The 22,983-nt window shown below is 55.5% G+C and carries 25 protein-coding genes; 14 read left to right on the top strand and 11 right to left on the bottom strand.

Annotated elements, in window-relative coordinates; translation table 11 throughout:
* Nucleotides 1-77: 77 nt before the first annotated feature.
* Entirely contained in the window at nt 78-851 is a 774-nt protein-coding gene (locus tag CAF90_RS20260) for an aldolase (RefSeq protein WP_085608255.1), read from the bottom strand.
* A gap of 31 nt (nt 852-882) precedes the next feature.
* On the bottom strand, nt 883-1,587 hold the full coding sequence (locus tag CAF90_RS20255) for a haloacid dehalogenase type II (protein WP_085608254.1): 705 nt from the start codon (nt 1,585-1,587) through the stop codon (nt 883-885).
* Between the two features lie 110 nt (nt 1,588-1,697).
* Here CAF90_RS20255 and CAF90_RS20250 point away from each other — a divergent pair, with 110 nt between their 5' ends.
* Nucleotides 1,698-2,555, top strand: coding sequence for a LysR substrate-binding domain-containing protein (locus tag CAF90_RS20250; RefSeq protein ID WP_085608253.1), 858 nt, complete (start codon nt 1,698-1,700; stop codon nt 2,553-2,555).
* Nucleotides 2,556-2,576: 21 nt separating this feature from the next.
* Here the strand turns inward: CAF90_RS20250 and CAF90_RS20245 are convergent, their stop codons facing one another.
* The 4 genes from CAF90_RS20245 to CAF90_RS20230 all read right to left on the bottom strand — a co-directional run bounded on the left by CAF90_RS20245 (nt 2,577) and on the right by CAF90_RS20230 (nt 5,126).
* Nucleotides 2,577-3,098 carry a hypothetical protein gene (locus tag CAF90_RS20245; RefSeq protein WP_085608252.1) on the bottom strand — a complete coding sequence of 174 codons (522 nt, stop codon included), beginning with the start codon at nt 3,096-3,098 and terminating at the stop codon, nt 2,577-2,579.
* Between the two features lies 1 nt (nt 3,099).
* Entirely contained in the window at nt 3,100-3,828 is a 729-nt protein-coding gene (locus tag CAF90_RS20240; protein WP_085608251.1) for an alpha/beta hydrolase, read from the bottom strand.
* A 3-nt stretch (nt 3,829-3,831) separates the two neighbouring features.
* A complete protein-coding gene (locus CAF90_RS20235) occupies nt 3,832-4,329 on the bottom strand; it encodes a PAAR domain-containing protein (protein ID WP_085608250.1) in 498 nt (165 codons plus the stop codon).
* 137 nt (nt 4,330-4,466) lie between these two features.
* Complete coding sequence (locus tag CAF90_RS20230; protein WP_085608249.1) at nt 4,467-5,126, bottom strand: ribonuclease T2; 660 nt, start codon at nt 5,124-5,126, stop codon at nt 4,467-4,469.
* A 165-nt stretch (nt 5,127-5,291) separates the two neighbouring features.
* Here CAF90_RS20230 and CAF90_RS20225 point away from each other — a divergent pair, with 165 nt between their 5' ends.
* The 6 genes from CAF90_RS20225 to CAF90_RS20200 all read left to right on the top strand — a co-directional run bounded on the left by CAF90_RS20225 (nt 5,292) and on the right by CAF90_RS20200 (nt 10,566).
* Nucleotides 5,292-5,774, top strand: coding sequence for a hypothetical protein (locus CAF90_RS20225; RefSeq protein WP_085608248.1), 483 nt, complete (start codon nt 5,292-5,294; stop codon nt 5,772-5,774).
* A gap of 95 nt (nt 5,775-5,869) precedes the next feature.
* Nucleotides 5,870-7,573 carry a copper resistance system multicopper oxidase gene (locus CAF90_RS20220; RefSeq protein ID WP_085608247.1) on the top strand — a complete coding sequence of 568 codons (1,704 nt, stop codon included), beginning with the start codon at nt 5,870-5,872 and terminating at the stop codon, nt 7,571-7,573.
* Between the two features lie 11 nt (nt 7,574-7,584).
* Nucleotides 7,585-8,442, top strand: a complete 858-nt coding sequence (locus CAF90_RS20215) for a copper resistance protein B (protein WP_085608246.1) — start codon at nt 7,585-7,587, stop codon at nt 8,440-8,442.
* A 31-nt stretch (nt 8,443-8,473) separates the two neighbouring features.
* Nucleotides 8,474-8,848: a copper homeostasis periplasmic binding protein CopC gene (gene copC / locus CAF90_RS20210; protein ID WP_085608245.1), complete on the top strand. Its 375-nt coding sequence runs from the start codon at nt 8,474-8,476 to the stop codon at nt 8,846-8,848.
* A 3-nt stretch (nt 8,849-8,851) separates the two neighbouring features.
* Nucleotides 8,852-9,715, top strand: a complete 864-nt coding sequence (gene copD / locus CAF90_RS20205; protein ID WP_085608244.1) for a copper homeostasis membrane protein CopD — start codon at nt 8,852-8,854, stop codon at nt 9,713-9,715.
* Between the two features lie 59 nt (nt 9,716-9,774).
* Nucleotides 9,775-10,566 carry a transporter substrate-binding domain-containing protein gene (locus tag CAF90_RS20200; protein ID WP_170929414.1) on the top strand — a complete coding sequence of 264 codons (792 nt, stop codon included), beginning with the start codon at nt 9,775-9,777 and terminating at the stop codon, nt 10,564-10,566.
* A gap of 3 nt (nt 10,567-10,569) precedes the next feature.
* Here CAF90_RS20200 and CAF90_RS20195 read toward each other — a convergent pair whose 3' ends face one another.
* Together CAF90_RS20195 and CAF90_RS20190 are read right to left on the bottom strand one after the other, a co-directional pair.
* Nucleotides 10,570-10,779: a hypothetical protein gene (locus CAF90_RS20195; RefSeq protein ID WP_085608242.1), complete on the bottom strand. Its 210-nt coding sequence runs from the start codon at nt 10,777-10,779 to the stop codon at nt 10,570-10,572.
* Between the two features lie 152 nt (nt 10,780-10,931).
* Nucleotides 10,932-11,291 (bottom strand): DUF6124 family protein, encoded by a 360-nt coding sequence (locus CAF90_RS20190; protein WP_085608241.1) that lies wholly within the window; start codon nt 11,289-11,291, stop codon nt 10,932-10,934.
* A 541-nt stretch (nt 11,292-11,832) separates the two neighbouring features.
* Between CAF90_RS20190 and CAF90_RS29315 the strand changes: the two genes are divergently transcribed.
* Both CAF90_RS29315 and CAF90_RS29310 read left to right on the top strand, forming a co-directional pair.
* The gene (locus CAF90_RS29315) at nt 11,833-12,348 is read left to right on the top strand and encodes a hypothetical protein (protein WP_139834510.1); all 516 of its coding nucleotides are present in this window, start codon (nt 11,833-11,835) and stop codon (nt 12,346-12,348) included.
* Nucleotides 12,349-12,359: 11 nt separating this feature from the next.
* On the top strand, nt 12,360-12,830 hold the full coding sequence (locus CAF90_RS29310) for a hypothetical protein (protein ID WP_139834511.1): 471 nt from the start codon (nt 12,360-12,362) through the stop codon (nt 12,828-12,830).
* Between the two features lie 361 nt (nt 12,831-13,191).
* On the opposite strand, the gene CAF90_RS29305 is transcribed toward CAF90_RS29310, so the two are convergent.
* Nucleotides 13,192-15,591, bottom strand: coding sequence for a hypothetical protein (locus CAF90_RS29305; protein ID WP_139834512.1), 2,400 nt, complete (start codon nt 15,589-15,591; stop codon nt 13,192-13,194).
* Between the two features lie 198 nt (nt 15,592-15,789).
* Nucleotides 15,790-16,449, bottom strand: coding sequence for a hypothetical protein (locus CAF90_RS20175; protein WP_085608238.1), 660 nt, complete (start codon nt 16,447-16,449; stop codon nt 15,790-15,792).
* A 171-nt stretch (nt 16,450-16,620) separates the two neighbouring features.
* Here CAF90_RS20175 and dusA point away from each other — a divergent pair, with 171 nt between their 5' ends.
* Entirely contained in the window at nt 16,621-17,616 is a 996-nt protein-coding gene (gene dusA, locus CAF90_RS20170) for a tRNA dihydrouridine(20/20a) synthase DusA (protein ID WP_085608237.1), read from the top strand.
* A 75-nt stretch (nt 17,617-17,691) separates the two neighbouring features.
* Nucleotides 17,692-18,072 carry a DUF2388 domain-containing protein gene (locus tag CAF90_RS20165; protein WP_085608236.1) on the top strand — a complete coding sequence of 127 codons (381 nt, stop codon included), beginning with the start codon at nt 17,692-17,694 and terminating at the stop codon, nt 18,070-18,072.
* On the opposite strand, the gene CAF90_RS20160 is transcribed toward CAF90_RS20165, so the two are convergent.
* Nucleotides 18,073-18,906 carry an undecaprenyl-diphosphate phosphatase gene (locus tag CAF90_RS20160; protein WP_007951638.1) on the bottom strand — a complete coding sequence of 278 codons (834 nt, stop codon included), beginning with the start codon at nt 18,904-18,906 and terminating at the stop codon, nt 18,073-18,075.
* Nucleotides 18,907-19,412: 506 nt separating this feature from the next.
* Between CAF90_RS20160 and CAF90_RS20155 the strand changes: the two genes are divergently transcribed.
* The 3 genes from CAF90_RS20155 to CAF90_RS20145 all read left to right on the top strand — a co-directional run bounded on the left by CAF90_RS20155 (nt 19,413) and on the right by CAF90_RS20145 (nt 22,882).
* On the top strand, nt 19,413-20,153 hold the full coding sequence (locus CAF90_RS20155) for a winged helix-turn-helix domain-containing protein (RefSeq protein ID WP_085608235.1): 741 nt from the start codon (nt 19,413-19,415) through the stop codon (nt 20,151-20,153).
* Nucleotides 20,154-20,445: 292 nt separating this feature from the next.
* Entirely contained in the window at nt 20,446-21,105 is a 660-nt protein-coding gene (locus tag CAF90_RS20150; RefSeq protein ID WP_085608234.1) for a helix-turn-helix domain-containing protein, read from the top strand.
* A gap of 382 nt (nt 21,106-21,487) precedes the next feature.
* Complete coding sequence (locus CAF90_RS20145; RefSeq protein WP_007951635.1) at nt 21,488-22,882, top strand: undecaprenyl-phosphate glucose phosphotransferase; 1,395 nt, start codon at nt 21,488-21,490, stop codon at nt 22,880-22,882.
* Nucleotides 22,883-22,983: the final 101 nt, after the last annotated feature.

Here is a 22,983-nt window from a genome sequence, read left to right as displayed (position 1 = left end):
CCCTGTTGCTATCGGCGCGCAGGCCAAATGGATGACCTGCGACACAAATTATTTTTGCCTGCCCGTTTTTGCCTGCATCAACCCTGACGGGACAACCGCCGCATCGCACTGTGCAGATGCGCCCGCGCACTTTCCGGATCGCCCTCGCGCATCTGCTCGTACGCCCGTTGCGCAACCGCGTGCGGCACCGGTTTCAATACCCGTTGCGTGGCCATCGCCAGCAGTTGCACTTGCGCGGCACGCTCCAGGTAATACAGATCGTCCCAGGCTTCGGCGATGGTCGGCGCCGCGACAATCACCCCATGATTCTTCAGGAACAGAATGTCGGCGTCGCCCATGACCCCGGCAATCCGCTCGCCTTCGCGCTCATCCAGCGCCAGCCCGTTGTAATGCTCGTCCACCGCCGTGCGCCCGTAGAACTTCAGCGCGGTCTGACTCAGCCACAACAGCGGCGGCCCCTCCAGCAGGCACAACGCCGTCGCGTTCGGCATGTGGGTGTGGAATGCGACTTTCACCCGAGGCAGCCGCTGGTGCAGCCGCGCATGAATATAAAAAGCAGTGGCCTCCGGCTGGCCCTCGCCGTCCACCACGTTGCCGTCGAAGTCGCAGACCAGCAGGTTGTGCGCCGTCACTTCGGAAAACGCATAGCCGTACGGATTGACTAGAAACAGGTCAGCGTGCCCCGGCAACATCGCCGAAAAGTGATTGCAGATCCCCTCCTCCAAGCCGTGCAGCGCCGCCAGTTGAAAGCACGCTGCCAGTTCGTGACGGGCGGTGATGATGGCTTCGCTGTCGAGGTTCAACGAGCCGGAACGCGTGGGTCGGGCGCTGCCGGTCAGGGTATGGGCCATGGCGAAACTCCTTGATGACGGGCGAGGTTTCTTACCAGCCGAGGGACGCGAACAGCGGCAGCACTTCGTCCAGCGTGTTGAGGATCGCGTCGGGCCGATAGTCCGGCAGCAACTGACGACCGGTCCCGCGGTCGATCCATACGCAGCGAAAATGCATGTCGCGGGCCGCCGTGTGGTCGAGCATCGGGCTGGCGCAGATGTGCACCACCTGATCGCGGCTGACGCCCAATTGCTCATGAGCGTAGTCGAACAGCCGGGGCGCCGGTTTGTAGGCGCCGGCCTGTTGCGCGGTGATCACCCGGTCGATATGGCCGCCGAGTTGAGCGACGTTGCCGGCGATGATGTCGTCATCGGTGTTGGAGACGATGCACAGCTTGAAACCCTTGGCCTTGAGCTGCGCGAGGGTCTCGACGACTTCGGGAAACGGCGGCATCTGCGGAATCGCGGCGGCCAGGCGCTGACTGTCTTCGCTGGCACTCGTCAGGCCCAGTTCTTCCAGGGCCAGTTGCAGGCCGAGAGTGCTGAGTTCTCGAAACGAGCGGTGCGGCGGCGTCTGTTCCAGGCGATGTTCGTGGCGGTCGTAAACCTCGATCAGGCGCCCGGCGTCGACCCGGTGCTCGCCCTTCTCGCTCAGGATCTGCTCGGCCACGGCGCGCAGGCCTTCGTCCCATTGAATCAAGGTGCCGTAGCAATCGAAGGTCAGCCATTGCGGGCGCGGTGTGTTGATCAAGGTCATGGAAGCATTCCTCTGCAAGTGAGGGCTTCAGCTTATGAACTCGGAGTGATAGTGTGAAATTAAATAAATAGCCAACCGTCAGTTGCCAAACAAATATCGAGACCGCCGCCATGCTGGATCTGGAACTGCTGAGAACCTTCGTCTGCGTGGTCGATGAAGGCAGCTTCACCCGCGCCGCCGAACGCGTCCACCGCACCCAATCCACGGTCAGCCAACAGGTACGCAAACTGGAAGAAATGGTCGGCCACGCCCTCCTGTTGCGCGACCGCACCGGGCAGAATGTCAGCGTCACCGAGCACGGCGAACTGCTGATCCACTACGCCCGCCGCCTGCTGGCCTTGTCCGCTGAGGCCAGCGAAGCCCTGGCCAGCGATCTGGACCTGGAAATCCTGCGCATCGGCATGCCGGAAGACTTCGACGCCCGACGCATGGCGCTGATCCTCGCCGGCTTCACCCGCAGCCACCCGCAAGCGCGACTGGAAACCGTCAGCGGCATGAGCCTCGACCTGAGGCAACGCCTCGACAGCGGCGAAATCGACATCGCCCTGATCAAACGCGAACCTGACAGCGGTCCCGCCTGGGCGACCTGGCCGGAACGACTTGTTTGGGTCAAGGGTGCTGAGTTCGACTCATCCAGTGGTGTGTTGCCGCTGGCGCTGTTTCCACAGGGCTGCCTGTACCGACAACGGGCGATCCGCCTGCTCGACGTGGCGCAACGCCCCTGGCGGGTGGCCTTCGGCAGCCACAGCCTGACCGGTATTCAAGCGGCGGTGGCCTCAGGGCTTGGGGTTTCGGTTCTGCCGGCGTCGGCGGTGTTGCCGGAGCATCGGTTGTGCACGGACTTGCCGCCGCTGCCGCCGACGGAGCTGGCGCTGGTCAGCCGCGAGGGGGTGTTGAGTGGATTGCAGCGGGGGTTGGTGGAGTTTCTGCGGGGGGAATTGGGGGTTGATGCGGGGGGATTTGCTTGATCCCCCCGATGGGCGCTGAGCTCAGGGCTTGTTGACTTCGCGCAGCAGGTCGGCGACCGGGAGGTTCATCGTGTTTGAGTAGTAGGGTTTGTAGCCCCAAGCGGTAATGACGACTTTGCAGGGGACCTGGAGCTTTCCGGACAACAGGCCATTCAACTCCTGAGTTGAAAGAAATTCCTGAGTTGAACCGTTATTTACGGTCTGCCTTAAAGTTGCACTGGTCACGTAGTTGTATTTCCCACCTGCCTTGTTGGCCTCATCTACATCAATCAGTCCGTACGCCGAATACCTGAAGCGGTTAGTGATAGAGAAGTCCTGATCGTCACCCAGCGCACATTTCAGAGTTGTCGAAGCGGCGCCTTCCCTCATTCCTCTCCCAAACAGATCCAAAAGATTTACATCAGAGCCGTAGTAAATTTCGTAATACAGGCTGCTGGGTTTTCTCTCTATCGTCAGAAAATTGAGATTTGCAGGCTGCACCGTATGGTTTTTAGCGCAGGCTGAACACAAGGTAATCAGTAGAAGTAAAAGAGCGTTTTTCATATCAGCAAACGTCCTTGTTGATAGCTTCAAACATAAGGTCACTGGCTGACTTTCCCTGAGCGATGGGCCTGGTGAACATCGCTGGGGCATTGGCGTGGTTCGTATCCATATTCACATTGACATTGGGTCCAGTGACCACTTGCCACTTCTCTCCAAAGTCGGCTACCGAATCGGACTGATCGGGCCTCGAGGGTGTGGCTTTGATATTGATCCAATAATCGGCCACCGGCGTCGGTTTCTCTCCGTATATATCAGATCCCAGCCACACCAGAGTGCCCTCCCCCACAGGGTCCAGCGTTACCAACATATTGATCCTGTATCCCCACTCAGACATGACACGGGTCAAGTGGGCTCCGTTCCATCCACCCAAACTATGACCCACTATATAGATAGGGCAGGATTTATAAGGAATCAGGTTCAGAACATATTTCTGAATATCCTTCTTCCCCCGAACCTCGTTGTACCCAAGCCACTCGGATTTATATTTGCCCTCTTTTTCCAGCTTACCGTTTCGATCATCAAAGCCAGATTTAGCTTGGTTAACGTTTTCAAAGGGGCCGGAAAAGTAATAGCTCTCCTTGTCACCCGCCCCGCCGATAAAAAAAACAATCGCCTTGGTACTCTCCACCGGAACAGTCTTCACACTGACATCCTTCTTGTCCGTCAGCGTATGTTCCTTTTGCAGCTTGTAACTGTTGCCTTTCTCGCACGTGACCGTTTCCGCACTCATGCCTCATTCCTCCAGAAACAGTTTGATGGTTTCCGGAAGATGCGAACTGATCGTGTGGGTAAAACCGGCGGCGTCAGACACGCCGTGTTCCATCCGACCGTCCGCGCGCTGAATCATGTACGGATGATTCGGCATCGGTTCGCCGGTCGTGTCATTCACCAACTGCAACTTGTCTGTGAAGTGCACCGGCATTGGCAGCAGGCCGCTGAAGGGAGCGTTCACCACGGTATCGCCGATGATGACGGTACCGGAACCGCCCACCACCACATTCCCGTGACCACCGGTGCTGTCCAGGGTTGCGGCGTTCAGTCCATTGATAAAAACCGTCGAGGCAACGCCACCGGTAATCGGACTGCCGCACGCCGACTTGTCGGTCATTCGCGCAGCAGGCAGCCCGTCGAAATTCACATTCGGCGAACCACTGACAATCGGGTTGGTGCCATGCCCCGGCAACGGGCAGGCAGTCGGATCGGTCACTCGGGCAGCGGGTTTTCCGCTCATGAAAAGCTCCTTGCGGTGTCGCGTCATCATCCATTGGCGCGCAAGCATGAACAAAGTCGCGGCGTTGTTCAAACCCGCACGCAAAAAAACAGGCGCCTGAAAAGGCGCCTGTTTTTTATGGTCGGTAATCGCTCCGGTCAACGCGAAGGCGGCACCCGGATATCCCCCGCCCGGCACTGGGTTTTCACGCCCTTGCCGCAGGCGCCGAATTGCAGGTCCTTGCCCATGCACACGCGCACTTCCGAGAGTTCCGGGCCGTTGCAGATCACGGCGATGCCGTCTGACGGGATGCCCGGATTGCTCCTGCGGAACAGGTCGGCAATTTCCTGCGCTTCGAAGTAATAAGAGCTACTGAACGGTTGCAGCTCTTCCGGGATTTTCACCGCGGCCACGGCTTTGTCTGCTTCGTCCAGATAGCCCATCGCGCCGAGGCCGCTGCAGGTGCCGTGCTTGCTCCATTCGTGATCGAGCAGTTTTTTGGTCGGGAACAGCGTCAGGCCTTTGGCCGTTTCGGCAGCCGACAGGTTGGTCAGCGGCGGGCAGGACTCCGGCCAGCCGCCCTTGGCGTATTGCGGCCACAGGCCATGCAGGACAAAACCATAACCCTTGCCGGTGCATTGCGGGTCGTCCTTGTGGGTCAGGCAGAACGTCGGCGACCAGGACAACGTCAGCAGGTAGTAATCGAATACCCCCGCCACCGATTCCGCCTTGCTGGCAGACGACTGGCGTGCCGAACTCAGGCCGATGCTACCGACCGTCAGCGCAATCAGCGCCATAATTGTAAAAAGCTTTTTCATGTTCCCGTTCCTTGGGACGCGTGCGTCCGTGGTTTCTGTGGTCTGACCATCACTTGGCCAGACGCTGATTGAGTCATGCCCGTGTTGCAAGCGCATGACGCAGGGCAAAACCTGCATTACTTTGAAAGGACTACGATGAAGTTGAAATCACTACAGGGAACCGACATGAGTAAAGCAGACGAACTCGCCGCGAAACTCAAACAAACCCGGCACACCCATGCTGACGAAATCACCTGCGCCGAACTGGAGATCGATTGCTGGCCGGCCCAGGTCTACGCCTTGTATCACCGCATCGAGGGCTGGTTGCAACCGGTCACCGAGGTCGGTCTGAAGATTCGGCGAAATCCTACCCATGTTTGCGAAAGTTCACCGGATGGCGAGACCCACGACTACGCCATCGACCAGTTGATCATCGAAGCCAACCACCACAGCCTGACCTTCGACCCCATCGCCCGTTTCACCGAAGACGGCTCGGGGCGCGTGCAAATCGTCCTGCCGGGGCGCGAAGCGTCGCTGCTGCGCACGGTCGATGAACACGGCGAAAGTCATTGGTGGTTGCAGACGCTTGAGACCGGGCAACAGCTGGATGCGATTGCGTTGACGGAAAACAACCTGTTGTTGGTCGTCCAAGAAGGTCTCGGTCTGTAGGTTGAACCTGACACAACTGTAATCCGCCCCTCAGCCAGCTGAAAGCTGCCGCTGGTTAGCCTCCCCGTCATTGGTCAAACGGGGACTTCCAGCGCATGCCTTCCACCACCTCAAGACGCACTTTCGTCAAAGGCCTCGCCGCCAGCGGTCTGCTCGGCGGCCTCGGCCTGTGGCGCACGCCGGTCTGGGCCTTGAACAGCCCTGGCCAGATAAATGAACTGAGCGGCACCGACTTCGAGCTGTTTATCGGCGAAACCCCAGTCAACTTCACCGGCCAGCCGCGCACCGCAATGACCATCAACGGCAGCCTGCCCGGCCCGCTGCTGCGCTGGCGCGAGGGCGATACGGTGACGCTGCGGGTGCGCAACCGGCTCAAGGACAGCACGTCGATCCACTGGCACGGCATTCTGCTGCCGGCCAACATGGACGGCGTGCCGGGCCTGAGTTTCAAGGGCATCGAGCCGGGTGGTGTGTACGTCTACCAGTTCAAGGTTCGCCAGCACGGCACCTACTGGTATCACAGCCATTCCGGCTTGCAGGAACAGGCCGGCGTCTACGGGCCGCTGGTGATCGACGCCCGGGAACCGGAGCCGTTCCAGTACGACCGCGACTACGTGGTGATGCTCAGCGACTGGACCGACGAAGACCCGGCCAGCCTGATGAAGACCCTGAAAAAACAGTCCGACTACTACAACTTCCACAAGCGCACCGTCGGCGATTTCATCCATGACGTCGGCGAAAAAGGCTGGGGCGCCACCGTCGCCGATCGCACGATGTGGGCGCAGATGAAGATGAATCCCACCGACATCGCCGACGTCAGCGGTGCCACGTACACCTTCCTGATGAACGGCCACGCCCCCGATTCCAACTGGACCGGCCTGTTCCGCCCCGGCGAAAAGCTGCGGCTGCGGCTGATCAACGGCTCGGCCATGACCTACTTCGACGTGCGCATCCCCGGATTGAAAATGACCGTGGTCGCCGCCGACGGCCTGCACGTCAAACCGGTCAGCGTCGACGAGTTGCGCATCGCCGTGGCGGAAACCTATGACGTGATCGTCGAACCCGCCGCCGACGCCTACACCCTGTTCGCCCAGGCCATGGATCGCACCGGTTACGCCCGAGGCACCCTCGCCGCCCGCGCCGGATTGTCGGCCCCGGTACCGGCGCTGGACCCGCGACCGCTGGTGACCATGGACGACATGGGTATGGGCGGCATGGATCATGGTTCGATGGACATGAGCGGCATGGATCACTCGAGCATGAACATGGGCCCGATGCAGTCGCACCCCGACAGCGAAAAGGACAACCCGCTGGTGGACATGCAAGCCATGACCACCGCCGCGAAACTCGACGACCCTGGCCTCGGCCTGCGCAACAATAGTCGCCGCGTGTTGACCTACGCCGACCTGCGCAGCACTTTCGAAGACCCGGACGGCCGCGACCCGAGCCGCACCATCGAGCTGCACCTCACCGGCCACATGGAGAAATTCGCCTGGTCGTTCAACGGCATCAAGTTCTCCGATGCCGAGCCGCTGCTGTTGAAGTACGGCGAGCGAATCCGCCTGGTACTGGTCAACGACACGATGATGACCCACCCCATCCACCTGCACGGCATGTGGAGCGATCTGGAAGACGAAAACGGCAATTTCCAGGTGCGCAAACACACCATCGACATGCCGCCCGGCACCCGCCGCACTTACCGCGTGACCGCCGATGCGCTCGGCCGTTGGGCCTATCACTGCCATCTTCTGTACCACATGGAAATGGGCATGTTCCGCGAAGTGCGGGTGGAAGAATGAGGACGCCGACCATGACTCGATTTACCGCGTTTTCGTTGTCGCTCCTGTCGATGGCTCCGGCATTCGCCGCCAGCGACATGCAGGGCATGGATCACAGCCAGATGGGCGATATGCAGAGTATGGACGACGGCATGATGCAGCCCGCCGCGCCGACCGAAAGCCGCACGCCGATCCCGGCGCTGACCGACGCCGACCGCGCCGCCGTGTTCACCAGTCACGCCGGGCATCAAGTGCACGACAGCGCCATCAACACGTACTTCCTCGCCGACAAACTCGAATGGCAGGATGCCGACGACGCCAGCACCCTGGCCTGGGATTTGTCCGGCTGGATCGGCGGCGACATCGATCGGCTGTGGCTGCGCTCCGAGGGCGAACGCAGCAACGGCAAGACCGAAGACGCGGAAATCCAGGCGCTGTGGGGCCACGCGATTTCGCCGTGGTGGGACGTGGTCAGCGGCGTGCGTCAGGACTTCAAACCCGGCGCTCCACAAACCTGGGCCGCGTTCGGCCTGCAGGGCATGGCGCTGTACAACTTCGAAGCCGAAGCCACGGCCTTCATCGGCGAAAACGGCCAGAGCGCGGTGCGGCTGGAGGGCGACTACGACATCATGCTGACCAATCGCCTGATCCTGCAGCCGACCGCCGAACTCAACGTCTACGGCAAAAACGACCCGCAACGCGGGATCGGCTCCGGCCTCGCGAACACCGAAGCCGGGCTGCGCCTGCGCTATGAAATCCGCCGCGAATTCGCGCCCTACATCGGCGTGACCTGGAACCGCACCTACGGCCACACCGCCGATTACGCACGGGAAGAAGGCGAGGATCGCAGCGAAGCGCGACTCGTCCTCGGCGTGCGGCTGTGGTTCTGAATCCCTTCAAAAAACAACACCGAGGTCTTGCATGCGCACATTGAAAATCTCCCTCGTCCTCGCCAGCGGTTTGCTCTTCAGCACCCTGGCCCAGGCCCATCCGAAACTGCTGTCGTCGACCCCGGCCGAAGGTGCCGACGGCGCGGCGCCCGGCAAGATCGAACTGCGGTTTTCGGAGGATCTGTTGACCCAGTTCTCCGGCGCCAAACTGGTCATGACCGAAATGCCCGGCATGGCCCACTCGCCGATGCCGATGAAGGCCAAAGTCAGCGCCGGCAGCGACCCGAAAACCATGCTCGTTACCCCGCTCTCGCCCCTGCCGGCCGGTACCTACAAGATCGAATGGCGCGCGGTGTCGTCGGACACGCACCCGATCACCGGCAACGTCACGTTCAAAGTGAAATGAGCGATGGCTGATCTGATCAACATCCTCCTGCGTCTGGCGTTGTATGTGGATTTGCTGCTGTTGTTCGGTCTGGCGTTGTTCGGGCTGTACAGCGTTGACGCGGTGCTGCGGTTTCGGCCGATGCTGCGCGGGATGGCGTTGATCGGGGCGCTGCTGTCAGTGGCGGGACTGGTGCTGATGACCCGCGCCATGAGTGGCGAAACGGAGTTCGCGGCGCTGTGGCCGCACCTGCAAATGATGGTGCTGGAAACCGACGTCGGGCTGGCGTGGACGCTGCGGATGATTGCGCTGATTGTCGTGATGATCTGGCCGGGATTGTGGCTGGCATCGATGGCCGGCTCAGTCGCCCTCGCCTCCCTGGCCTGGAGCGGTCACGGCGCGATGGATAACGCGTGGCATCTGCTCAGCGACATCCTGCACCTGCTCGCGGCGGGTGCGTGGCTAGGCGCAATGCTCGCGTTGATCTTGATGTCGCGGCTCGACGCACTGTGCAGCGAGGCGCGCATTCGTTCGCTGGCCGATTCCGTCAAACGCTTCGAAGGCGTCGGCGCGGCAATTGTGCTGATCCTGTCGGCCACCGGCGTGGCGAATTACCTGTTCATCGTCGGCCCGACACTGGGCGAAGTCCTGCTCGGCACCTACGGGATTCTGTTGGCGATCAAGGTTGTGTTGTTCGGGGGCATGCTGGTGCTGGCCGCGTTGAACCGATTCCACCTCGGGCCGTTGCTCGAACAATCGTTGCGCGCCGGGCAACATCAGGTGGCGGCCAATGCCTTGCGCCGCAGCGTGGCATCGGAGCTGGTGATTGCGCTGTTGATCGTGGGGCTGGTGGCGTGGTTGGGCACGCTGAGCCCGGAGCCGGGATGACACCCGGCAAACGCATTCACTACACTGGCCCGCACTCCCACTGCACAAGCCCGATCTCCATGACAATTCCAAAAAGCACGATGATCTTCTGCGGCCTGCTGGCCATGGCCGGCGCCGCCCAAGCACAAGAACCGGCCTCGCACCTCGACACCATCCAGCAACAGGGCCAATTGCGCGTCTGCACTACCGGCGACTACAAGCCCTACACCTTCCAACGTCCGGACGGCGGATTCGAAGGCATCGACATCGCCATGGCGCAATCCCTGGCCGACAGCCTCGGGGTCAAGGTCGAATGGGTGCAGACCACCTGGAAAACCCTGATGCCGGACATGCAGGCCGGCAAGTGCGACATCGGCGTCGGCGGCATCTCGGTGACCCTCGAACGCCAGAAAAAAGCCTTCTTCAGCAACACCCTCGACGTCGACGGCAAGATCCCGCTGGTGCGCTGCGCCGACCAGTCCAAATACCAGACCATCGACCAGATCAACCAGCCGAACGTACGCCTGGTCGAACCCGCCGGCGGCACCAACGAAGCCTTCGTCCACGCCTTCCTGCCCAAGGCGCAACTGGCGTTGCACGACAACGTGACCATCTTCGAACAACTGCTCGACAACAAGGCCGACGTGATGATCACCGACGCCTCCGAAGCCCTCTACCAACAGAAACTCAAACCCGGCCTGTGCGCCGTCAACCCGAGCCAGTTCATGCAATACGGCGAAAAAGCCTACCTGCTGCCGCGCGACGACATCAGCTGGAAACTCTACGTCGACCAGTGGCTGCACCTGAGCAAAGTCACCGGCAAATACCAGAAAGTCCTGAGCGAATGGATCGCCGTACCCGCGGCCCAGTAATCCTCAGTCGTCATGCATCAGGCCGGAGCTGTACTGGTTGAAACTGTTACCGATATTGCTCCCGCCGAACTTCAACGTATTCACGTTACGCGCCTCCGGCGACTGACAGTCGCTGGAGAAACAACTGGTGGTGGTCAAGCCACCGGAGCCGGAGCAGGCGCTTAGAACCGAGATGGTGGCGACGATCAACAGCGCTTTGAGTGGATTGTTCATGGTGTTTGGCGCTCGGGTGGGGTCGGGATCTTGTGGATGGATCGTAGGCCTGCGCGGGTGGCGGGAAGATGAAACTTGCGGGGGTTTCAGCGTGGGTTCAGGTTGAACCCACGCCTGACGATCAACCCTCCACCGCAGAGGGTTGCCCGAACCTACTTCGGCTCGACGTTATCCAGCGCCTGATTCACCGCCAAAGACCCCAACATCACCAACTGCGCAATGCCGATGGCGGTTTTGCGGTGGGCGGGCTCCAGGGAGGCGGCGAAGTTGTTGAGCATTTCGGAGGCTGAACCGAGGGATTCGCTGGCGTTGGCGAGTAGAGATTCGGTGTCGTAGGCCGGGTTGGCGAAGTACATCGGGTCATGTTGGGTGTGGCTGCCCATGATCCGTTGCTGTGGGGTGAGGTAGTGATCGAGGGCGCGCTCGGCGGCTTCGTTGAGGGTTCGTGAATCGGGGAATTTGTAGGGGGAGACTGGGTCGGTTTCTGGTGGGTTGGGTGTTGGTTTGAACATGGAGTAACTCCCGACGGATAAGAGGTTAGGAGCCGCCACCTTCGCTACCAAACTAGGGTGGAGGCCATACGCAGGTTGGTAGACCGGCCGTCAGGAACCCCGGCGCATCCGAAGATGCCCTGCGCATGACCACCATAAAACGAAGGCACTGAAAGCCTCCGCAAGACAGTAGTCTTGTGCTTCTGACGGAATCCGGGCTACCAAACCCGATCACTGGTTTTCAGTGACCCAGGAACGATAGAACCCCCGTGCTAAAGGCACAAGCCGGCGGATTCTGTCTTAGGTGTAGGGGGTGGCGCAAGGATGTGTAGGGCACGAGTATCAATGGCAAACCGGATTTAAACACGAAGAAATTTGTTGTTTATCCGCCCTCAATCCGACGGCTTAGGAGAGGTATCGGCCAATGAATACTAAAAAATCCAATTAGATAGATCTGTCCCCATGTTGCCCGTCCCCACATTGTCCGTCAGCTAAAAGCAAAACGCCGGCATCTTGCTACACTCCTAAGCTAAGGCATGAAGTGACTGAGCGGTGTCCTCAAATGAACAATCGAATCAGCGATAACCTTTTGCACACCGGCGTAAACGAAGAGCTCGTCCGGCAACTGGTCTCCTGTAATGTAAAATTTATAATAATCGGAGGCCTTGCTGTAGCTTGGCACTGCGTTGAGCGCCAAGCTGATGATCTAGATATTTTAATCGAGCCGAGCGTTGAGAACTCTCGACGACTCTCATCCGCTCTAACTAAGCTTCAGATATCAGGATTTTCCACTGATTCCTTCACTCGGTTTGGCCAGCAGATGTCACTGAAAGATTACTATTATGCAGATCTGTTGACTCCAAAACCGGATTTTCCAACCTACTCCGAAATAGAATCCGAGGCTCTTCTTGCCAAGCTTTTTAATATACCGGTTTTAGTGGCTTCTATCCCCAGCCTCATCGCCATGAAAAGCGCTGTTATTTCGGAACTTACCGATCAAGTACAAAAACATCTTAACGACATAACACTGCTTAAAAAAGTGCCAGCCAATTCCCATCGCAGATCAAAATCCATCTAGGCGCCGCTAAAATGCCACTTCTTTCGACACCAAAAATTGATATCGCAACAGAGCTCTTACACTCTTCACTTCAGCACTTCTACTCAGATCCTCCCAAAGATTTTTCAGCCATTTGCCTTGCCGGAGCAGCTGAAGAGCTTTTCGGTAAGCATGTAGAGTCGAAAGGTGGGATTTCGGCATTCGCCAGTTTGCGCGAAGGCGCCGTACGGATACTTTCATCAATGTTCAATACCGACCTTCAACATGAATCCGTCACGAGAAAAGAAATCGGAGACTTGATGAACAAAGCAAAAAACTCGACTAAGCATATGGGAATCTCAGGGGATGACTTTATCCATTTCAACCCACACGAAGAGGCTAAAAATTTGATAGATAGAGCGATGACAAATTTTTACCATGCTTCCAAATATTTCGATTTAATCGAAACGGATCTTATGCTCAGATTCAACAGCGAACAAGTGAGCGACATAAACATTGTTTAACGTGCAAATAATTGGGACAGATTTATCCATCGCCAAAAGCTGCAAATAAACCACAATAAAAATAAATCCACCCCCCTTTCTATTGCTTTATATTGTCCACTTTCTATTCGTGCCTTTCAGATACTTCCAATGAAAAATTGGGACAGATTTATTTACCACAGCAACTGATCCCTATTCCATCCAGAGCAGCCCCCACTTCTATCGCATCAACTCCGCAAACCAAGCGATCCATTAGACATCCTTCCTAATAGGTGAACTACAGCTTATATCTCGCTACCTACCACCAATAGAAAATGAATGAAGCGGGGGGATATTTACCCCCCCAAAATTTAAAAAATAACTAGCCCTTTCTATTACTTTATTAAGCTTCCCCCTCCAGCGTATTCAAAGCGCTTGCAGCATCCCTTTTAACTAATTCAAGCTTTCTTCTCTTAGGGTAATCTTCCCAGAAAACTGAATACTCACTTCGCTCTTGAACCCAAAACATCATTTGAGAATTTGGATATCCAAGCAAATTCCCTGGAGCGATAACAACTGGATAATTATACATATGACTTGGCAGCCCAGAGGCAAAATGAGGACCAAATGCAACTAACTCTCTATTTGCATAATCCATATACAAATACTCCACAGCCCCATATCTATTTTCTTTCTTTGAGACCAGCCAAAATTGTTTTGGAAAATAACGATTTATGTCGGCACTTTCTAAGGCTTGCGACAAACGAGCAGCACAAGCAATCATCTTGTCTGCATCTGGAAAACTATGTTCATCTCTATGATGATCAATACCATTTCGTACAGAAGCCAGCCCCGCTTGATGTATCAAACGAGAAATCGACAAAAAACCCTCCTTGTGCTTTGCAAGTTCGGTCAAGTCTGTATCAGCCCAGAGTTGGGTATGTCGAAATGGAAATGGACGAAGCTTATCATCATAATAATGCGGAAGATCACTATCGGATTTCTTCAAAACATCCCTATCTCCCTCCTCCAACGACTCCATCCAAACTGCAGCCTTATTTAGATACTGCAACAATGTTCCAAGAGCATTGTTACCTTTGGAGGACCATGAGACCACTACATCTTCAACCTGCAACTTAGAACCAAGCGCTAGCGAAACACTTCGCCTAGCGACGTCTATGTCGTATTGAAATCTATTGGCTGTGAAGTGATCGTTATAAAGCAGCCAAACATTATAGGAAATAAAGTTATCTAGAAAATCCTCTAACGATACAAACAAATTAACTCCAACGGAGCGAATTGCTTCTCGATCATTCTCAGTATCGATTGATGGAATAGATAACAGCTTTTCATTAAAATCACGAAGCCTTGATTTAAGCCGCTTCAAAGTATCGCTATAACCAGACGGATTGAACCCTAACTTCCAAAGCATTTTCTCCACGGAAACATCATCATTCGAGTCAACATGACTGAGTGCCAACTTTACGTCAGCACAAATTCTTTTCGTCAATGCAGCGCTAGACAATACAAGTTCTTTAACTACTACTTCAGGACCTCTATCTCTAATATAGTTAAAAAGAGACTCTCGAGGACTTTTCCCTCCCGCCTGCCTGAGCTTCCATTCAAGTTCGTTTAATACACCCTCCGACTCGTATGCCTGCCATATAAGCGCAGATAAATTTGAAATCGCATTCGGTTGAAATGATCGTACTCCAAGAACAGACAATTCAGAACGTTGGTCTTGCCCCATACCAGCCGCACTAAATTCCGGCCGCCTTACATCCCCCAAAGGAATTTTTATCGTTTTTTTTGAGACCAACTCGTCGATATACTCTACCAACAAACTATCATCCAAATACATCAGCAACTGCAGTTGTTCTTCACCAGTCAATCGACTTGCCACTTCTTCCGGTGTTCCTTCGCTAGCGGCCTTCTTTCTCGGCGGCCGAGACAACAACTGCCTAAGAGATAACTTCCCACTCCCCTTCAAAGCTTGCACAGTTAATGAAAATCTTTCTTGACCAACAATACAGTCGGCGATCATTTCGATAATGTCAGAATACTTTCTTCCATTTTCCCAACGTGCATCTCTATGCCGCCACTTTAACTCTTTCTTCCACTCTGACGGGGGCCCAAACTCATCAAGCGCCTGCCTATTGACGGCACGAAAAATCCTATTGATTACAGTCTGATGAGGTAACAAATCGACATGATGTACAGTATTGCATCCTGTATCTTCACAGTGCCATAAAGGAAGCGTGGATATTGGATGTATAGCTCTGGGCTCCGTTGAAGTTAAAACGCCGAGAGGCCCTACAACCAGACTACCAACTTGATACACTCCTTTTGGAGTACCATGAAGGAGTTTATCTACATCATGAGGTAATAAATGGTTTGCTCTATTTATTTGCTCGAGATCGTGAAACCTGTCATATAGGCATCGACCAAAACGATACGGTAGACGAATCCGCTCACTGAGAATTTCATTCTCCAAAAGAGCTGAAATCCCTTCAACATCGGAATGCTCGGGAGAGAAAAAAACATCATGATGATTAAATTTCGCAAACAAGGCCAGATAAAAATCCGCCTCTTCCCCTAAACCATAATGAGCGCTCATGGCACGTGCAAACGACTCGCCCTTCTCACTCAACCGCAATAAGTCTGGCCATTTTTTATCCGCCGTATAACCTTCTGGATATATCGCCCCCTTCCATAGCACGCTCAATGAAAACAATTTTTCAAGCGCATTCCCACCCCCGACTAATTCCAACTCCAAAGCGATGTCAACATTAGACCTCCACATTTTACCCTCCACTCACTCAAAAAATAATATAAATAAAAGCAGCCACCCACAAACACAGCAGAGCTAGTGAAGAAGATATTTCTACGCAGCAATCAAAATAGCAGAAGCTTTATCTACCCGACACTCTAAACATTACAAGTACAATAAACACTCGCACCCCCATATAAGGACCTTATTGAGAATAAATACATCGGCTAATTAAAATAACTCAACCGGCTTTTTAGCCTCAGCCAAAATCTTATTCGCCTCTAATCGAGGAAACGTAAACCGAATAATCATCCCCGAATCCGCACCTTGCCCCGCCATCACCAACTCAGCGGACCGAATGTTCTCCGGCGCAGCAGCCAACGCACTCACAGCATTGGTTTGCCCTTTAGCGTTCAACCCTTCAAGAAACGTATAAGTCAGATTCCCCGAAGCCAAACCAACCTGTTCAAAATTGGAAATCTTCGTCGTCAGCTCTTCAGTGCTTCTCGACTTTCTCGCGGTATCGAACATATCCAGGATGGATTTCTCATCGCTCATGGAAACCAGCGTGAATGATTTGGAAAGCCCCGCGATGGCTTTGACGTACAGGTTCTGATCGAACGGGCTGATAAGTGAAACCATCATCAGCTTGTCCCCGGAAAAGATCAGCGCGACAGTGAATTTCTCTTCCAGGAAATCCACATCGTCGATGCACCTCGCGGTTCCGCCGACGTCTTCGGAGCAGTCGTAGTAACCGGCCGCTTCGGTGAATTTTGCGAGTGGGGTTTGGTAGACGTAGTTCTTGAACAGCTTTTCTTCGGCGAAAGCCCCTTGGGCGGAGGCAAGCAGGGCGCCGGCGACGAGAACAGATGATGCGAGTTTTTTCAGCATGGGATCCCTTCCTCACTCTTATTGATAGCCCGATGCTATCAGTCCATTTCATGGCTGTCTTGCTTAATCCCACACTTGATGAGGTTGTATTTCCGCCGGATATCACTGAGCCCGCCCGGTCATTCCTGATAAACTCCCCCACCTCCCAGCCACACCGATTCCGTACCCCCAATGCCCCCAATCTCCGCCACACCTGCCCCACTCTCCCGCCGTTTCTCCGTCGCGCCGATGATGGATTGGACTGACCGTCACTGCCGGTACTTCCTACGCATCCTGTCGAAAAACGCCCTGCTCTACACCGAAATGGTCACCACCGGCGCGCTGCTCAACGGCGATCACGAGCGTTTCCTCCGTCACAACGAAGCCGAGCACCCGTTGGCGTTGCAGTTGGGCGGTAGTGTTCCGCTGGACCTGGCCGCTTGCGCACGCATGGCGCAGGAGCACGGTTACGACGAGGTGAATCTGAACGTCGGCTGCCCGAGTGATCGGGTGCAGAACAATATGATCGGGGCGTGCCTGATGGGGCATCCGCAGTTGGTGGCGGATTGTGTGAAGGCGATGCGTGATGCGGTATCGATTCCGGTGACGGTGAAGCATCGGATCGGGATCAATGGACGGGACAGTTATGAGCAGCTGTGCGATTTCGTCGGCACGGTGCGGGATGCCGGGTGCACGAGTTTTACGGTGCATGCGCGGATTGCGATTCTGGAGGGGTTGTCGCCGAAGGAGAACCGCGACATTCCGCCGTTGCGTTATGACGTGGCGGCGCGGTTGAAGGCGGATTTTCCGGAGCTGGAGTTCATTCTGAACGGCGGGATCAAGACGATGGAGGCCTGCCATGAGCATTTGCAGACCTTTGACGGGGTGATGCTGGGCCGCGAGGCGTATCACAATCCTTATCTGCTGGCCGAGGTGGATCAGCAGTTGTTCGGCAGCACCGCGCCGGTGATCAGCAGGGCCGAGGCGCTGGCGCAGTTGCGGCCTTATATAGCCGAGCATTTGCTGGCCGGTGGTGCGATGCATCACATCACCCGGCATGTGCTGGGCCTGGGCACCGGGTTCCCGGGGGCGCGCAAATTTCGTCAGTTGTTGTCGGTGGATATCCACAAGGCCAAGGATCCGCTGGCGTTGCTGGATCAGGCGGCAGAGCTGCTGGCCGGGCGTTGATCGACGCGTTGAGCGTTCGGGCAACGAATGAGCGTTGCCCGGTGATTTGTTGTACTGACAGGATGTCTTTTGGTTATGCCCGCGTTCAGCTGTGTTTTATTCAAGCGTTTCACCCTCCTCGCTTTACTCTCGACTCTCTATACAAGCGCCTATGCATCCTGTGATTTTTTAAAGGGCTGCGGTGAGGGGGGAGATGGCCCTTTTCAATCTACCCAGATGTCTGGTTTTCTGGTTTTCACGACGACGATGGTCACAGTCGACGGGATGTCGGACATTTCCGGACTGAAAAAACGTGTGTATTCGGTAGAGGAAATAGAAGCGGCACGTTATTTCCTCGCCAGTGACGGCATGCTGCAAGCCGCGTATTTCACCTCGGCGTTGCAGCGGCTTCGTCAGGATTCGCCCGACTCTGAATTGAATGACCTCGCCGTCGCTGCGCTGATCAGCAGTCAGTGATCAAGCGGCTGCGGCCGCCGTCCAGTTCACCCAGCCGAACTGCCAGGTGGCGAGGATCAGCAAGCCGAAGGCAATGCGGTACCAGGCGAAGGTGGCGTAGCTGTGGTTCGCAATGAACTTCAGCAGGCCGCGCACGGCGATCATTGCGAAAATGAACGCTACGACGAAGCCCAAGGCGAAGACCGGCAGGTCGCTGCTCTGGAACAGTTCGCGGTATTTGTAGCCGGAATACACCGCAGCGCCGACCATGGTCGGCATCGCCAGGAAGAACGAGAACTCCGTAGCGGCCTTGCGTGACAGGCCGAACAGCAGACCGCCGATGATGGTGGACCCGGAGCGCGACGTGCCCGGAATCATCGCCAGGCACTGTACGCAACCGATCTTCAGCGCGTCAGCCCACTTCATGTCGTCCACATGGTCGACACTCACTACATGATCCCGCTGCTCGGCCCACAACATCACGATGCCGCCCACCACCAATGCAACGGCAACGGTGATCGGGTTGAACAGGTATTCATGAATCGTGTCGGCGAATAACACGCCGAGAATGACCGCCGGAAAAAAGGCGATCAGCAGATTGCGGGTAAAACGCTGGGCATTACTTTGGGTCGGCAGGCCTTTGACGATCTCGAAGATCTTCGGGCGAAACTCCCAGACCACGGCCAGAATGGCGCCCAGTTGAATGATGATATTGAACGCCATGGCGCGTTCGCCACCGAACTCCAGCAAGTCGGCAACAATAATCTGGTGGCCCGTACTGGAAATGGGCAGGAACTCGGTCAGGCCTTCTACCGCCCCAAGAATCAGCACCTTGAACAAGGTCAGTAAATCCATTAATCCTCCGTCGGCACGCTCTTTGAGGGCGCGCCGTTAAGTGCATTCAGGCATTGAGTATCTGAAGTAAAACAATTGGCAGATGCACACCCATTGCCCGACTCGGGGACGGAGAATATGTCTTATCAAAAGCCACACTCAAGGCATGTTAATAAACGTCCGTGTGTGAACTTGTCAGTGTTATAGCTAAAAATCACATCGCCCCTTAAAATGTGATCCACCTCACACTCCCTGTACTGGCGTGCAAATCAGTAGTGGCCAAGGGACATAAAAACAGGTCGCCACAATTACAAAATAGTGGCACCATTGCACATTGCCACCATCTAACGAGCCCTCTTTCGTTAGTTCAGAGCCCCGAAAAAAGCAACTAAAAGCTTGAAAAGCTTAATTATTGTTAGAAAACTCGGGAGCCACGTCTAAAATCCGCGCAAATGTTACCAATTGTCAGTCACAGATGAGAACCGGTGCTTTAACATCCCGATGTCAGCACCTTTTCGAGTCAATGCATGATGCTCACAGGTAACTTAGCGACTAGAAGCCCGCGCCGCACAAGCGACGAACCAGGTGTTCTCACTCTGGGTCGTACCCGTGGCGTGGCTGAACACTTTAGCGCGCTAATCGCGAAGCATGTGCAGTCTGATCTGGCCATTGAGGCCGACTCTTACGCTAGTTCATATCAGCAAAATGAATATCACGGTTTGTATCGGGCCATATTCATTGTCATCGACAGCCCTCAGGCTCTTGAAGACAACCTGGCACGGGTGGAAAGCCTGCGCAGTGACAACTTGAAGCCGATCATTTGTGCGGTGATCACCGGGCGCGGCGCGTTCAACAAGATCAAGTATTTCCTGGCCGGTGCCGACTTCTGTATCAAACTCAATACCTTATCCGATGAAAGCGGCGAACTGCTGGGCGAGTTCTTCAACAGTGAAGAATGGCAGCGTGATATCAGCCTGGTGCTGGACCCCACCCGCATCTGCCTCTCGGACACCAGCAAGAAACTCGATATCTCCTTTGCCGAAATGAAGATCCTGCAAGCCTTTGCGCAGACCGGCAATCACATTCTCAGCCATGATGAAATCGCCAGCATCATGGGGCTCAACACCCATTTCTACGATCCTCGGGCGCTGGAAAAATCCATCAGCCGCTTGCGTGGGAAAATCAAGGACGTGTACGGTACGAACGCCATACAGAGCATCCGCGGGTATGGCTATCGTCTGATGAGGGGGTTGATCTCGACCGCCTGATTCAGGGAATCACTCTTTTGCAGCTTACGAGGGAACGTCTGATGCAACGCGCTAAAAATCCGATGTCTCACTGTTTTAACTGCGTCACATATCTAATAAAAAGCTGTCAATTGCATGAGCGCTGCAACACTTAAACATAACAATAAACCATTACTCTAAAAGCAGACCGAGTGGAACTTATCGAGGGCCATCATTGGGCCCAGACCCTGCCTGTCGATTATTTCCGAGGAAAACATTGCTCGCCTGCCCATTATTTTTTCGCCAAATTTGGTGTGTACTTTAGGAGAGAGACATGGAAACCAGCACAACCCTCCCAAGAAAATACTTTGTTGTCGTGACTAATAGCTCGGCGTCGCAACGTGAACTTGAGAACATCCTCTCCAGCGAACGTTTCAATTCGTTTGGCACGTCCCAGGCACAAATGTTTATTGAAGGTGTTGCTTCGCCCTCTTCCACTCCGATGCTGATGGAGTTCACTTACCCACGCGGCACAAGGAAGCATGTCGCACGCAGCATCGAACATGATACCCAGCGCATATTGGCCACTCTCGAATCGGAATGGCTGGCAGCACAATCGGCGCATTCGTTCCACAGTTCCACGGCCATGGCCGAAGACCCCGCTGACACTTCCCGAACGATCGAGTCCGACGCGCCCTGCACTGAAGCCTGGCACCTGGACAATGATCAGGGTGCATTGACGAAAGAGGGTGTCGAAATCAGTCTCACCGGGCTCGAAACCGCACTGGTCCGTAAAATGCTCCACCATGAAGAACGTGTTGTCAGTCGGGACGATCTGATCCTCAGCATCGGTCGCGAGCCGGAGCAGTACCGGGGACTGGAAATGTGCCTAAGCCGTCTTCAAGACAAATTCAAGAACGCCAGCAACGGTGAACGATTGTTTCGTGCCGTACGCAATCGCGGTTATTGCCTGATCCAGGAAGTTGTTGCCTAAACAACATCCCCCACTACAAGACAAACAGATACAAGTGCGATTACAAAAATAAAAAAGCACTCTGTTTGGTTACACCCCTCCCTGGTTATACCCGCCTCCTGACCCCACCTACGATAGCAAACACAAGATTGATTATTCACCCCCTGCCTTTCGACCTTTTCTAACGTTTGAATATTGGAAATTTAAATAAGTTGGCACTGTGCCATCTTGTTAGAACTCGTCAGACAGCATCCCCGGCAATAACTTAGTCTATTGACTGACGACAGTTCCGCATTCCGGCGTTGTTACCTCAGGACACTGGCTCAAACAACAATAACAAGTCTGCTTAACAACTCGGTTTTCTACTGTCGAAACCTGAATGGACGTCTTTTGGGGATATCGTATGGATCTTTCTCTTCGTATCAATCGAAACACCGGCCTCAAGGGACTGACCTTTTGGGGCCAATGGGCGCTGGCACAGACTTTCATTGTTTCACTGTTGTTCATACTCGCCGAACAGCACACGGGCACCGTCGAGTTCTACTACCGGATGTGCACGATCCTGGCGGTACTGGCCTCGGTGCCGGCTTATACCTTCAGCGGTGCGTATCGAAAGCGAGACAATTACCTGACCGGGCTGGGTCGACTGTTCGTGGGCTGGTTCATGACCATGGCCGGGCTGGCGTTCATCGCCTTCATCTGCAAGGCCGATGCGCTGTTCTCTCGGCAAGTCATCCTTGAGTGGGCGGTGTACGGTTTCCTCGGTCAGGCGCTGCTGTACGCACCGCTGCATGCGTTCTCGAAGTTCTACCAGCGTTCGCGCAAAAGCGAACACAAGACCCTGATCGTCGGCACCGGCGAACTGGCGCTGGGCCTGGCGAAGAAGTTGAGCCAGCACGAAAACCTGCCGCTGGTCGGCCTGGTCAGCAACGGCGACAAGCCTTCTCTGGAAGCGGACGCCCCTCGCGTCGTCGGCGCTCAGGACGAATTGCTCGAGCTGATCCAGACCCACGACATCCGCCGCTTGTACATCACCCTGCCGCTGTCGGAAGCCGCCAACATCGAAGCCATGTACGTCGATCTGCTGGATGCCAACGTTGACGTGGTCTGGGTGCCGGACCTGAACAGCCTGACGTTGCTCAACCACTCGGTGAAAGTCGTGGACGGTCTGCCGGCGATCTACCTCAACGAAAGCCCGCTGACCAGCCGCCCGACCGCTGCGCTGAGCAAAAGTCTGGTGGAAAAAGCCGTCGCCCTGTTGGCGATCATCCTGTTGAGCCCGGTGTTGCTGGCAGTGGCGCTGGCGGTGAAGCTCACCTCGCCCGGCCCGGTGTTCTTCAAGCAGGATCGCCACGGCTGGAACGGCAAGGTGATCAAGGTCTGGAAATTCCGCTCGATGCGCGTGCACGATGACCGTGACGTCAAACAGGCCAGCCGCAACGATTCGCGCATCACTCCAGTCGGTCGTTTCATCCGTCGCACTTCGCTGGACGAGCTGCCGCAACTGTTCAACGTGCTGCAAGGGCACATGGCACTGGTCGGCCCACGTCCGCACGCCGTGGCGCACAACAACTACTACTCGGGCAAGATCCTCGCCTACATGGCCCGTCACCGAATCAAACCGGGCATCACTGGCCTGGCGCAGATCAGCGGTTGCCGGGGCGAGACAGACACCCTCGACAAGATGGAAAAGCGTGTTGAGATCGATCTGAAGTACATCAACAACTGGTCGCTGTGGCTGGATGTGAAGATCCTGGTGAAGACGCCGTTCACCTTGCTGTCGAAGGATATTTACTGAGGCGCAGGGCTTGAGAAGGCAACACCGCAAGGGGACGAAAGTCCCCTTTTTTGTGGGCGGGATTTGGGGGGTGGTCGGGGCTCTGAAGCCGAGGAGTGACA

It is taken from the genome of Pseudomonas sp. B37(2017) (genome assembly GCF_002112885.1).
Classification (GTDB): domain Bacteria; phylum Pseudomonadota; class Gammaproteobacteria; order Pseudomonadales; family Pseudomonadaceae; genus Aquipseudomonas; species Aquipseudomonas paraglycinae.
Note: the sequence above shows the minus strand (reverse complement) of the source record. Positions and strands in the feature narration are given on the sequence as shown.